This window comes from Niastella soli (genome assembly GCF_017742245.1).
Classification (GTDB): Bacteria; Bacteroidota; Bacteroidia; order Chitinophagales; family Chitinophagaceae; genus Niastella; species Niastella soli.
In genome coordinates, this window is sequence record NZ_JAGHKO010000001.1 from 2,904,957 (window position 1) to 2,917,506 (window position 12,550).

The window sequence follows — 12,550 nt, forward strand, 5'->3', positions numbered from 1 at the left end:
TTTCTACATCTGAGGAAAAATAGCAACATAGTAAGTGCAAATGATGAGCTGCCTGGTATGAAAAAATGTGGTCTGTTTTTTATACTATGTAACGCCCTGATAACTTACTAAATGCACATTTCATGAAAAGGAATAATAAACAACTCAGTTCCCTTCCGGCCGCCATTGAATCCACAACGCTGAGAATGGTTTATAAGAACGAAGAAGTAATTGCTGAGATCCGTAACACGGCTGCCGAAAAAGAAACGATTGCCCTCAATGCTCCTGCCAGGCTGTTCAAAACGGAACCACTTCCCATGTTCAATGATTACAAGATCAAGGCAAAGGACCACGATCCTTTGTAGTCTGCTATCTTTTAAAATTATACTGTGTTTTTATTGGTTGTTTCCGGACGTTCATGTGCACGCCGCAATCGTGCTGGTGAATGTGTGTGAAACTGTATGTGCAGTTGCCGTGGAATGCTCAGGCAATGGTCTGGTAATGGTCTAAGAGTGGTCAGGGAGTGCTCAGGCGGACTAGAGTCTCCAGAGCACCCTTAGAGTACTCTAAGGCAATATCCAGGCTGTCTGGCGACCAGTTTGCTACCTATCCCCGCCATTTTCACATCATTATGTTACAACAGTCAGCTGCTTTTGTGCTTAAATCATTGGTTTGTATGGGATTGCTTCGGTATAGAGCTGGGTTTGCGCCCGACTTTGTTCGGACTTTGTTCGGGTTTTCCCTGTGTACACCCGAACATTCCCAGGGAGAGTCCGAACAAAGTCCGAACAACACCCGAACCAAATGCGCAGCAAGACCGGAGCAATCCCGAACAGAACAGGCATGTCTTATACTGAAAAAACCTTACAGGTGGGAGAATAAATACAGAATTGACTTTACAGCGTTTTACAATGATACGGATATGGCTTTACATTTTCAATTTACGGTTATAGCTTTACATGTATACTGCTAAAACTTTACATATCAGTGTCTTGATTAGGATTGGTTCGTTGTTTTTTAGTTTTTGGTTTCCATCTTTTCTTGAGCGTTCCTTGTTGCAAATGTGCCTGCTGTGGAGTGTCTTACACTGAAAAAGTTTGACAAAAGCGGATATTGTTACGGAATATGGTTGACAGCTGTAAAAATCACAAAAGTTGGGGTTTAAACATAACTGTTTGATATGGTGGTAAAAGCGTAATAAAAGCCGGGCAAGCCCCTAGTCAGACATAGTGCAGACTCTAGTGATATATATCACTTATATACTACATATCCCACCAATAGGCAAGAAATACCCCATTAAAATGCCACTGAGCAGTGGCCTTTTGGTGGCATTTCGGTGGCGTTTTGGTGGCGTTTTCAGGCGGGAAATGGCCTGTAGGACTACATCTGGAGAGAATCTGACTGGAAGTAAACAGGAGGATGACCAGGACTTCACTACCAATTAGCCTTGTCATAGTATGGTTTTACACCTCTACCGGTAGCATCTAATCGATAAAAGGCATAAAAAGCCTTTGGTTACGCCAAATGATGTTGGGTTTGTTAAGGTAAAATAAGGGCCAGAATGGTTTCTTATGGTGTTACAGGCAGGTTTTGCCAGGACAGCCCATATCTTCTTTTTAAAAAACACGTTTACCATTGACCTGAGCGCGTGTCCGCCTTTGGTGGATAGCGAAAGTCCCTTGCCGTCTGCCATCTACCATCTACCATCTGCCCATTCACGAGGCCCTTATTGCCCATTGCCTATTCAATGTCGTTTAGTTAATGCGTGTTTTAAGGAGTCCCCTCCTGGGAGGGGTAGGGGTGGGTTTATTCTAGATTAATCAAATTAATACCCATCCCTATCATCAGTCTTTATGTGCGGCACGCTGCGGCCTCCCGATGCATCGGGAGGATTTAGCTCTCCTATTCGCTTAACTAAAATGACATTGATTGCCATTGCCTATTGCCCTGCCCCTGCTGCCTTTTCAAAACGTTAAGGAATTCCTAAACACCAGCGCTGTATCTTCATGGCTGCAACAACCGGTAAAAAACCGATGTCAACACCCTTGAAAATTAAACTCATGAAACTACCATTGCTAACTGCTGCCGGCATAGGGCTATTCGTGTGCCTGAATAGCTGCAACCCGCAGTACGAGAGCCCCCCTAGCGGTGAAACCCAAGCCTATGTGCCGGTGTATAAGTCGGACGTTGAAAAAAGCGAGATCACTGTTTCCGATGCACGATCAACCACTAACGCGGGTAAAATATATGCCTGGGGCAATTACATCTTTCAGAACGACCAGAACAAAGGCATTCACGTTATAGATAATTCCGACCGGTTGCACCCGCAAAAGATCGCCTTTCTGAACATTCCCTTCAATACCGAATTTGCCGTAAAGGGCAGTTTTATCTACGCCAACAATGGGAACGACCTGGTAGTGGTAGATATACATGATGTGAAGCATCCGGTGGTGGTAAAACGGATGGAAGATGCCTTCCCCTATGTTGAACAAAAATACCCGCCGCAACCTGGTTATTTTGTTTGCCCCGATCCTGAAAAAGGCATGGTGATAGATTGGGAATTGCAAATGGTTAAATCCCCTAACTGCAAACGCTAAAAATAGTAACATGAAAAAATCATTACTTTATATACTGCTGCTTGCCGTGATTATTGGGGCTATCCAATGCCAGAAGTCGTCTACTTCCAGTACAACCAATGCTGGTAGTGGCGGTTCAACCGCCCGTTTTGCCATTCTGGGCAACTATTTGTATACGGTTGATCGGGAAAACCTGAAGATGTTCAATATTTCAAATGTGGCTGACCCGGTATTAAAAAACACTGTGCATGTTGGGTTTGAGATTGAAACGATCTATCCTTTTAAAGATAAACTGTTTATTGGGTCAACCAGTGTGGTGCATATCTTTTCAGTAGATAATCCCGAAGAACCCCGGAAATTAAGCACGGCCATTTCGCCCGAGGTTATCCGCCGTTGCGATCCGGTAGTGGCAAAAGATACGGTAGCTTATGCCACCCTGCGTACCAACTCTATGTGTGGGGGTACGCAAAGCGTACTTGCTGCCTATGACATAAAAGACGTTACCAATCCAATACAGCAGGCAACCTTTCCGGTTTCTGAACCTTATGGACTCGGATATGCCGATACTGCTTTGTATGTGTGTGACCGTTATGGACTGTATGTTTTTAATATTCAGAAAGCCTTTGCCCCCCAACTGGTTAAACAGATCCCGAATGAATGGTATATGGATGTAATCCCATTCAACAATACGCTTATTTGCCAGATGCAGGATGGAATGAACCTGTTTGATATTACTAAGCGTTTGGAACCTACCCTAATTACAAAAATTAAATAATGTACCGTACCTGTTTTTTATGCCTGTTGCTTTTGCTGGTAACAGTAATTGGTAATGCACAAAAATATAAGTCTAAAACATATTTTGGCGACACCGGGAAAGTAAAGCTCAGAATGAATTTTTTGGGTTTAGCGGATCTGTACGACGGGAATGTTTCCATTGGGGGCGAAATTGCATTGAACAAAAGATTGTCTGTGATAATGGATGCCGGTTATATTTGTTACTCAGCATATTTACCCAGGATCCAAAAGACCAGCGGCATTATATTTCGTCCGGGCATCAGGTTGACTTTGGGTCAATACAGGAATACGTTTATTGACCTCCAGTTTCACTATAAAGGTGTTCGCTATACCGTAAATGGCTGGCTTGATAAAGATGTGGTGAATAATGTGCCAACATTTCAAGAGTATAAAAAATTTCAGATACAAAAGCGGGTGTCAGGCGGACAAATCACATTTGGAGGAAAAGAGTCTATTACCCAGAACGGTCGTTGGTACCTGGAGTTTTATATAGGAGTGGGGCTTCACTATAGAGAAGAAAACCTGTATAATGAACCCGGTAGTGAGTATGGTAATGGTTTTAGTTTTATCATTCCCATAAGGGCGATTACCTCTGATAAACATACCCACGTAACTGTCGCTGTACCCGCCGGTATTCGATTGGTATATAATATAAAATAATGCAGGTATTGTTAAACTTCTTTGCGCAATACTTCTAAAGGTGGTTTATTTAAGATGCTCCTGCTATTGAGCAGGCCAATGATCACTGTTAAAAGCGAAATGGCGGCAAATAGAATTACAACAGGTAACCAATGTGGCGTAAAGGGCGCCTTAAAACTGTATTTTGCCAATGCCCAACTGGCTGCCATCGATAATAAAATGCCGGTGGCGGCTGCCAGGGCGCCTAAAAAGAAATATTCAAGTGCAGTAATAAATAAGATCTGCTTTCGGCTGGCGCCCAGCGTACGCAATAAAATGCTCTCCTGGATGCGTTGAAATTTGCTGATGAGCACTGAAGCGATCAACACAATTAAACCGGTAATAATACTGAACCCGGCCATAAATCTTATCACAAAGCCGATCTTGTCGAGCACTTCATCAAGTACCGTAAGTATTAAGTTAAGATCGATGATTGATACGTTGGGATATTTTTTTACTACCGCCTGCTGAAACCGGGCAGACACTTCGGGCGATGGCACCCGGGTAACCAGTACATGGAATTGGGGTGCTTCTTCCAGCACGCCTGTAGGAAATACCACTCTGAAATTGGTTTGCACCCGCTGCCAGTCAACCTGCCGCAGGCTACCAACTACAGTGGGGATGAGGGTGCCCTGCACGTTAAAAATAATATGGTCGCCCAGGTTAACATGGATGCGTTTGGCATACCTGTCTTCCATGGAAATATAGATCACATCGTCTGGTGAGGTAACCGGTCCGTATAATTTACCTGAGGTCAGTGTTTCGGTGCTGGTTAAGGTATCCCGGTAGGTTACGCGAAATTCCCACTCATAAGCTTCGGTACGAAAACCTGTTCCGGAATCTGATTTTACCTGTGCAGCTGTTTGGTGGTTGATCTCTTCTACCCGCATAGTAACAATAGGCACCTGTTGCATTACGGGCAGGTTATAATTTTTGGCCAATGCAGCTACACTGTCTTTCTGGCTGTTTTGAATATCGAACAATACCATGTTGGGCTGATTGCCGCTGCCCGATAAGGTTACTCTGCTGATGAGGATGTCCTGAATAAAATATAATGTTCCGATAAACGCTGCGCCCAACCCAATGGTCACGATCAATATAAGGGTTTGGTTGTTGGGGCGGTACAAATTGGCGAACCCCTGCCGCCAAAGGTAATTCCAGGAGGCGGGGAAAAAACGGCGTACCAGCCAACGCAGGGTAAGGGCTACCGACGATAATAACAGAAAGGCTACCAGAATGCTACCCGTGAAGATGATGGATTGCCTCCAGTCATGGATCTGCCACCAGGTGAAACCGGCTACAAAAAACAGGATGAGGCCATAGACCAGCCATTTAAGCGGGTCGCGCAATTTTATGTGTTCAACGGACAGTCGCAGGGTATACAATGGCGAAATATTCCGTACACTAACCAGGGGCAGCAAGGCAAATAATAAAGATATTACCACGCCTGAAATAATGCCCTGGATAATAGCTTTCCAGGAAATGGTAGTGGTTACTGTCACTGGTAGAAAATCTTTCAGCACGGCGGGGAGTTGTTGTTGAATGGCAATACCCAGCACCGCGCCCAGCACCGAACCTATTAACCCAATGCCAACGATCTGTATTAAATAGATCAGGAACGCCTGTACCGAATTGCCCCCCAGGCAACGGAGGATGGCAATAGACGCAATCTTTTCCCGGATGTAAATATGAATGGCGCTGGCCACACCTATACAACCTAATAACAACGCAATAAAGCTGATGAGGGTCAGGAACTGGTTGAAATCTTCAAATGCGCGGCCGGTATTTCTTTTTCTTTCAGCAACAGTATCATAATCGAGCCCTTCTTTTTCTAAACGGGGCTCTATATCCGAAATTACGCTTTCAATTTCAGCGGGGTGATTGTATTTATAGTAATATGAAGTGGCAATGCGACTGCCTTTTTGAATGAGGCCGGTTGAATCGAGGTATTTGAGTGGAATATATACCGGTGGCGCAACAGTGGTGGAAATACCGGTTCGTCCCGGTGCTTTTGTGATAACGCCGGCAATGGCAAATGTTACATCCCCAATTTGTATGGAATCTCCTACCTGCGCATTGTATTGGAGCATTAAAGTTTTATCAAGCAGCGCCTGGCGGTTTGTACGAAATGTTTTGGCAGCGCGCGCCGGCGTGGTCTCAATAGTACCATAATAAGGGTAATCGCCTTCGAGGGCCCTTACCTGTACCAGACGGGTACCATCGTTTTTGGTAAAGTAGATCATGGAGGCGAACGTGCGTTCAACGGAACGCTGGTCACCCAGGGAGTCGAGTAGCGGTCTTATCCGGGAACTGATTTTTTTATTGCTTTCAATGACCAGATCGGCGCCCACCAGGCTTTTTGCCTGCGAGTCGATATCGCTTCGCACATTATCTCCTAATGAAAAAATAGCCACCAATGCAGCAATCCCCAGCACAATGGAGGATATAAACAGAAACAAACGCGACCGGTTACGCCGGCTGTCGCGCCAGGCCATTTTCAATAGCCACCTGAAACGGAGTCGTCTTTTGTATTTGAACCTTTCTATATCCATGCTGGTATTTCTGATTTTGGGATTTTTTGATTTCGGGGTTTCATTTATCCGGGACTGCCTTCAAATCTCAAAATCCCGAAATCTCAAAATCAGCAATTAATTGAGTTCGTCTGCTACAAGATGGCCGCCTTTGATCTTGATAATACGTTTGGTTTGAGAAGCCAGTTCCAGGTTATGTGTTACAATTATTAAAGTAGTGCCGGCTTCCTGGTTTAGGTCGAACAGCAATTTTATCACTTTATCACTGGTTTCCACATCGAGGTTGCCGGTTGGTTCATCGGCAAATAATATCCGGGGACTATTGGAAAAAGCCCGGGCCAGTGATACCCGTTGTTGTTCACCACCCGATAATTGGGCCGGGTAGTGATGCATACGGTTACGCAGTCCTACTTTATCGAGCAGGCTGATCGATCGTGCGCGTATGTTCTTTTCGCCGCGCAACTCCAGGGGCACCATCACATTTTCAAGTGCTGTAAGGGTGGGCAACAATTGAAAGTTCTGGAAAATGAACCCAACATAACGATTGCGTACCTGTGCCCGCTCATCTTCGCTTAGCTGATCGAGCTTAATGTTATTCAGTTCCACCGAACCCTTGCTGGAGCGGTCGAGACCGGCGCATAAACCCAGCAGTGTTGTTTTTCCACTGCCCGAGGGGCCTACAATAGACAGGGTAGAACCGGCTTCTACCGAAAAATTCACATCATTGAGCACCGTCAGGGTTTCACCGGCACCCTGGTACATTTTACTTACGTTCTTTACGTTGAGGATGGTTTCCATGACGAATGTTGAAATTGCAAATTGATGCCAGGAATAAGTTACACCTTTAAACTTTTTATTACAATTATTAGGTGATAATGTTGTTTAAATTAATGTTATTTTGAGGGTAAACTTACAGGCGGAAAGAAGTTAGAAGTTAACCAGTTGACCTGTTGATGAGGCAATACCAGCAATCAGTTTATTAGTTCTTTAGTTTTTGAGTTCTTGAATTCTCGCGGGCAATCAGGTGGCGGGAGTCTCGAATTACAGATTTTCGAGCCGTAGGCGAGAAATCAATTGCAACGCGTCGCGGTTTGCCGACTGCCGATTGCCGTTTCACGATTAAAAAAGGGGATCCCATGAAAAAGTTTAATGGTATTTATATGAGCGGTAAATATTTAATTGTTGGCATACTGTTGTTGTCAGTACTGGGCAGTTGTGGCAATAATGAGGATAAAACATCAAATTCAAACAAACAAAAGCGGGAACAATTGCCCCGGGAAGCCGGAAAGGAAAAGGCCAAAACGATCGTATTTTTTGGAAACAGTTTAACCGCTGGTTATGGCGTAGATCCGTCAGAGGCCTTCCCGGCGCTGGTGCAGGAAAAAATAGATTCCCTGGAATTACCTTATAAAGTAATAAACTCCGGGTTGAGTGGGGAAACTACAGCTGGTGGTAAAAGCAGGATTGACTGGATCCTTAGGCAACCCGTTGATATTTTTGTGTTGGAGCTGGGTGGCAATGATGGATTACGCGGTATCCCTGTTGCAGAAACGGCGAAGAACCTGCAAGCCATTATAGACAGGGTAAGGGAAAAATATCCCAACGTTAAAATAATACTGGCGGGTATGCAGGTGCCGCCCAATATGGGACGTAATTATGCTTCTGCGTTCAGGGTGGCATTTCAGCAGCTGGCCGCTAATAATCATGTGGACCTGATCCCCTTTCTGTTGGAAAATGTCGGCGGCATCAGTCATTTGAACCAGGCCGATGGCATACATCCTAACCCCCAGGGACATAAGATCGTAGCCGGAAATGTGTGGCGGGTGCTACAGGGATTGTTGTAAAGAGTAGTAAGCTTGCTTTTTGTCGTGTATCTTGCAGCTCTACCTTTTGAATGTTAAAAACCAATACTGTGACAACAACCCTGGCAAAATTACCTGTATCAAAAAATCCCCGTGTTGTAATTGTGGGTGGCGGATTTGCGGGAACTGAACTGGCTAAAAAATTATCAAAAGCTCCATTGCAGGTAGTACTTATCGACAAAAACAATTATTATACGTTCCAGCCTTTGTTATATCAGGTAGCAACCGCAGGGTTAAATGCACCTTCTATTGTATATCCTTATCGCAAAATTCTTGAAAAAGGAGAGGATACTTTCTTCCGGCTGGCAGAAGTAGAATCGGTTGACCCGGTTAAACGCATCATAGAAACGAGTATTGGTCTGGTGCACTATGATTACCTGGTAATTGCTACCGGCGCCACTACCAACTATTATGGCAATGAACAGATAGAACGCCATGCCATAGCTATGAAGAGTGTTGAAGATGCACTGATGTTACGTAATACCATCCTCTGCAATTTCGAAAAAGCCTTGCAAATAGGAGACGAAGAACAGCTAAACAGTTTGATGGATTTTGTAATTGTAGGCGGCGGCCCTACCGGGGTTGAAATTGCGGGTGCATTAAGCGAGTTGCGTAAACATGTATTCCCCAAAGATTACAAGGAGCTGGATTTTATTAAAATGGATATCCACCTTATTCAAAGTGGTGATCATATCTTAAAGGGTATGTCGAAGGAAGCTTCTACGGAGGCATTGCATTTTCTTAAGGCGGCGGGTGTACAGGTATGGCTGAACCGGCGTGTTAAATCATTCGATGGCTACACGGTGACGTTAGATAATGGTGAAAAGTTATGCAGCCGTACGCTCATTTGGGCTGCCGGGGTAACGGGGGCGCCTATTAAAGGATTGAGTGAGGAATGTATTACCAGCGGCAACCGCCTGAAGGTAGATGAATATAACAGATTAACCGGGTATGAGAACATTTTTGCCATTGGGGATATTGCCGAAATGGCTACTGCTGAAAAACCTGAAGGCTATCCAATGCTGGCCCAGCCTGCGCTTCAACAGGGGCGTTTACTGGGAGATAATTTACCAAAACTGATCGCAGGTAAACCACTAAAACCTTTTGTATATGCCGATAAGGGCGCCCTGGCAACGATAGGCCGTAAAAAGGCTGTGGCCGATGTAAAGATCTTTAATAAAGAAATTCGTACCCAGGGAGTCTTCGCCTGGTTCATATGGTTGTTTGTGCATTTGTTCTCAATTATAGGGTTTAAGAACCGCCTGATGGTATTTGTAAACTGGATCTGGAATTACCTCAGCTACGATGCTGTAATGCGCGTGATCATTGGTGCCAAAAAAGAAAATATCCCGGTTGAAAAGTCAACTGATAAAGTGCTGGTGTGAAAAACAACCCAAATATTCCTTAATATGAGGCAGAAAACCATTTCTGACCTACCTTTGCGGCGCAAACCGCTGTCCTTACAATATTTCACCCGCTGGACCGACTTATCATAAGAAGCCCGTGTACGAGGGCGCATTTTAATTCAAACCAATTGATAATCAGCGTTTGTTTTTGATAAATAATAACTATCCCACAATAAAAAGAAATGATATATCCCTGTTTATACTTTTTAGTATAGATTGTCGTACCTTTGTGGCCCTAAACAGAAATAGGTCAATTTAAAAGATTTGCTATGAAACGAGACGCTACAAAATTTTCATTATAGTATTTGGTTATGAAAATTTTGTCGTGACGAGTTCCATCCGGCCCCAAAAATTAAATATTTTTCAGATGAATAATGAGCTTAGTGCAATTGAAAAAACGGTTCTCACCGATTACAAATACGGTTTTGTAACGGAAATTGAAGTGGATGAAGCACCTCCCGGACTAAATGAAGACACCATCCGTTTTATTTCTGCCAAAAAAAACGAACCGGAGTGGATGTTGGAATGGCGCCTGAAAGCTTATAACCACTGGCTTAAAATGCAGGAGCCTAACTGGGCCAATATTAAATATGACCCTATTAATTATCAGGACATTAAATATTATTCTGCCCCCAAACAGAAAAAGAAGGTCAACAGCCTCGATGAAATAGATCCTGAATTACGCAAAACATTCGAAAAGCTGGGTATTTCGCTCGATGAGCAAAAGCGCCTTTCCGGTGTGGCCATCGATGCGGTGATCGACAGCGTATCTATAGGTACTACTTTTAAAGAACAACTGGCTGAACTGGGCATCATCTTCTGCTCTATCAGCGAAGCTATTCAGGAACACCCTGAACTGGTAAAGAAATACATCGGATCTGTTGTTCCTATTACCGATAACTATTTTTCGGCATTAAACTCAGCTGTTTTCAGCGATGGTTCATTCTGTTATATTCCGAAAGGCGTGCGTTGCCCCATGGAATTGTCAACCTACTTCCGCATAAATGCAGAAGGTACAGGTCAGTTTGAGCGCACCCTGCTGATTGCCGACGAAGGCAGCTATGTTAGCTACCTCGAAGGTTGTACTGCACCCATTCGTGATGAAAATCAGTTACACGCTGCGGTGGTTGAATTGATTGCCCATGAGAATGCGGAGATCAAATATTCAACTGTACAAAACTGGTATCCTGGCGATAAAGATGGCAAAGGCGGTATTTACAACTTTGTGACCAAACGCGGAATTTGCCAGGGAGCTCACGCCAAGATCTCCTGGACGCAGGTTGAAACCGGTTCTTCTATTACCTGGAAATATCCCAGTGTGATCCTGAAAGGTGATTATTCAGTAGGTGAGTTTTACTCAGTAGCTGTTACCAATAACCACCAACAGGCAGATACCGGTACTAAAATGATGCACCTGGGTAAAAATACCCGTAGCCGTATTGTATCGAAAGGTATTTCGGCGGGTGTAAGTAACAACAGTTACCGCGGTCTGGTGCATGTTGGTAAGAACGCGGCCAATGCACGTAACTTCTCCCAATGCGACTCCTTATTATTAGGCGACAAATGCGGTGCCCATACCTTCCCTTATATTGAAGTGAAGAACAATACAGCCGTAGTGGAGCATGAAGCTACTACTTCAAAAATTGGTGAAGACCAGATCTTCTATTGCAACCAGCGCGGTATTGATACCGAAACTGCCGTTGCCCTGATCATTAATGGTTTTGCCAAAGAAGTAATGAACCAGTTACCAATGGAGTTTGCCGTTGAGGCTCAAAAACTGCTGGCGATTAGCTTAGAAGGCAGTGTTGGTTAAAAGTTGACGAGTTAACAAGTTAGTGGCGAGGCAAAGAAATTAGGCATATTGCCGATTCAGGATTACCGATTGCCGATTAAAAAAGCGATTCACGATTAAATTATATCATTTATTATGTTATCAATTCACAACTTGCATGCAAGTATTGACGAAAAGAGAATTTTGAAAGGTATTAACCTCGAAATTAAACCAGGTGAAGTGCATGCCATCATGGGACCGAATGGATCTGGTAAAAGCACCCTGGCGTCGGTACTGGCCGGCCGTGAAGATTATACAGTAACAGATGGCTCCGTTACCTTTAATGGGAAAGACCTGCTGGAATTATCTCCTGAAGAAAGAGCCGGTGAAGGCTTGTTCCTCGCATTTCAATACCCTGTTGAAATACCAGGTTTAAGTACCACCAATTTTATAAAAACTGCGGTGAATGAAGTACGCAAGTACCGGGGCGAAGAAGCGCTGGATGCAGTTGCTTTTTTAAAGCTCATGAAAGAGAAAATGGCAATGACGAACATCGATCAAACGTTGCTGAGCCGTTCGCTGAACGAGGGGTTCTCTGGTGGTGAAAAGAAAAGAAATGAAGTGTTCCAGATGGCTATGTTGCAACCTAAACTCGCCATTCTCGATGAAACCGATTCAGGTCTCGATATCGATGCCATCCGCATAGTAGCCAATGGGGTGAATAAATTACGCAGCAAGGATAACGCAGTACTGTTAGTTACCCACTATCAGCGCCTGCTGGATTATATCGTTCCAGATGTTATACATGTATTGTACAATGGTCAAATCGTAAAATCAGGCCCTAAGGAACTGGCGCTTGAGCTGGAAGAAAGAGGCTACGATTTTATCAAAGAACAGTTTAAGGCAGAAGCGTAAACGCTCAACAGGCAGAGCCTGTTAGCCGGCACAAAAT

The 12,550-nt window shown here is 44.2% G+C and carries 10 protein-coding genes; 8 read left to right on the top strand and 2 right to left on the bottom strand.

Translation table 11 applies throughout. The annotated features are described in order from the left end of the window. Positions 1-122: 122 nt before the first annotated feature. The 4 genes from J7I42_RS11925 to J7I42_RS11940 all read left to right on the top strand — a co-directional run bounded on the left by J7I42_RS11925 (position 123) and on the right by J7I42_RS11940 (position 4,010). Positions 123-344: a hypothetical protein gene (locus tag J7I42_RS11925; protein ID WP_209139008.1), complete on the top strand. Its 222-nt coding sequence runs from the start codon at positions 123-125 to the stop codon at positions 342-344. Positions 345-2,039: 1,695 nt separating this feature from the next. After that, positions 2,040-2,576, top strand: coding sequence for an LVIVD repeat-containing protein (locus tag J7I42_RS11930; protein ID WP_209139009.1), 537 nt, complete (start codon positions 2,040-2,042; stop codon positions 2,574-2,576). A 10-nt stretch (positions 2,577-2,586) separates the two neighbouring features. Continuing rightward, entirely contained in the window at positions 2,587-3,330 is a 744-nt protein-coding gene (locus J7I42_RS11935; RefSeq protein WP_209139010.1) for an LVIVD repeat-containing protein, read from the top strand. Next, entirely contained in the window at positions 3,330-4,010 is a 681-nt protein-coding gene (locus J7I42_RS11940) for a DUF3575 domain-containing protein (RefSeq protein WP_209139011.1), read from the top strand. The genes J7I42_RS11935 and J7I42_RS11940 overlap by 1 nt, the downstream gene beginning before the upstream one ends. A gap of 11 nt (positions 4,011-4,021) precedes the next feature. On the opposite strand, the gene J7I42_RS11945 is transcribed toward J7I42_RS11940, so the two are convergent. Together J7I42_RS11945 and J7I42_RS11950 are read right to left on the bottom strand one after the other, a co-directional pair. Next, positions 4,022-6,580: an ABC transporter permease gene (locus J7I42_RS11945; RefSeq protein WP_209139012.1), complete on the bottom strand. Its 2,559-nt coding sequence runs from the start codon at positions 6,578-6,580 to the stop codon at positions 4,022-4,024. 96 nt (positions 6,581-6,676) lie between these two features. Beyond that, the gene (locus J7I42_RS11950) at positions 6,677-7,357 is read right to left on the bottom strand and encodes an ABC transporter ATP-binding protein (RefSeq protein ID WP_209139013.1); all 681 of its coding nucleotides are present in this window, start codon (positions 7,355-7,357) and stop codon (positions 6,677-6,679) included. A gap of 338 nt (positions 7,358-7,695) precedes the next feature. On the opposite strand from J7I42_RS11950, the gene J7I42_RS11955 reads away from it, so the two are divergent. The 4 genes from J7I42_RS11955 (at position 7,696) to sufC (ending at position 12,513) form a co-directional block, all read left to right on the top strand. Further along, a complete protein-coding gene (locus J7I42_RS11955) occupies positions 7,696-8,403 on the top strand; it encodes an arylesterase (protein ID WP_209139014.1) in 708 nt (235 codons plus the stop codon). Positions 8,404-8,471: 68 nt separating this feature from the next. Further along, a complete protein-coding gene (locus J7I42_RS11960; RefSeq protein ID WP_209139015.1) occupies positions 8,472-9,806 on the top strand; it encodes an NAD(P)/FAD-dependent oxidoreductase in 1,335 nt (444 codons plus the stop codon). A 388-nt stretch (positions 9,807-10,194) separates the two neighbouring features. After that, on the top strand, positions 10,195-11,640 hold the full coding sequence (gene sufB / locus J7I42_RS11965; RefSeq protein ID WP_209139016.1) for a Fe-S cluster assembly protein SufB: 1,446 nt from the start codon (positions 10,195-10,197) through the stop codon (positions 11,638-11,640). A 114-nt stretch (positions 11,641-11,754) separates the two neighbouring features. Beyond that, positions 11,755-12,513 (top strand): Fe-S cluster assembly ATPase SufC, encoded by a 759-nt coding sequence (gene sufC / locus J7I42_RS11970; protein ID WP_209139017.1) that lies wholly within the window; start codon positions 11,755-11,757, stop codon positions 12,511-12,513. The last annotated feature ends 37 nt before the right edge of the window (positions 12,514-12,550 follow it).

Excerpts from the sequence above, each read along its gene's own strand:
- J7I42_RS11925 (WP_209139008.1), top strand. The coding sequence starts at position 123 with ATGAAAAGGAATAATAAACAACTCAGTTCCCTTCCGGCCGCCATTGAA.
- J7I42_RS11930 (WP_209139009.1), top strand. The coding sequence starts at position 2,040 with ATGAAACTACCATTGCTAACTGCTGCCGGCATAGGGCTATTCGTGTGC.
- J7I42_RS11935 (WP_209139010.1), top strand. The coding sequence starts at position 2,587 with ATGAAAAAATCATTACTTTATATACTGCTGCTTGCCGTGATTATTGGG.
- J7I42_RS11940 (WP_209139011.1), top strand. The coding sequence starts at position 3,330 with ATGTACCGTACCTGTTTTTTATGCCTGTTGCTTTTGCTGGTAACAGTA.
- J7I42_RS11945 (WP_209139012.1), bottom strand. The coding sequence starts at position 6,580 with ATGGATATAGAAAGGTTCAAATACAAAAGACGACTCCGTTTCAGGTGG.
- J7I42_RS11950 (WP_209139013.1), bottom strand. The coding sequence starts at position 7,357 with ATGGAAACCATCCTCAACGTAAAGAACGTAAGTAAAATGTACCAGGGT.
- J7I42_RS11955 (WP_209139014.1), top strand. The coding sequence starts at position 7,696 with ATGAAAAAGTTTAATGGTATTTATATGAGCGGTAAATATTTAATTGTT.
- sufB (WP_209139016.1), top strand. The coding sequence starts at position 10,195 with ATGAATAATGAGCTTAGTGCAATTGAAAAAACGGTTCTCACCGATTAC.
- sufC (WP_209139017.1), top strand. The coding sequence starts at position 11,755 with ATGTTATCAATTCACAACTTGCATGCAAGTATTGACGAAAAGAGAATT.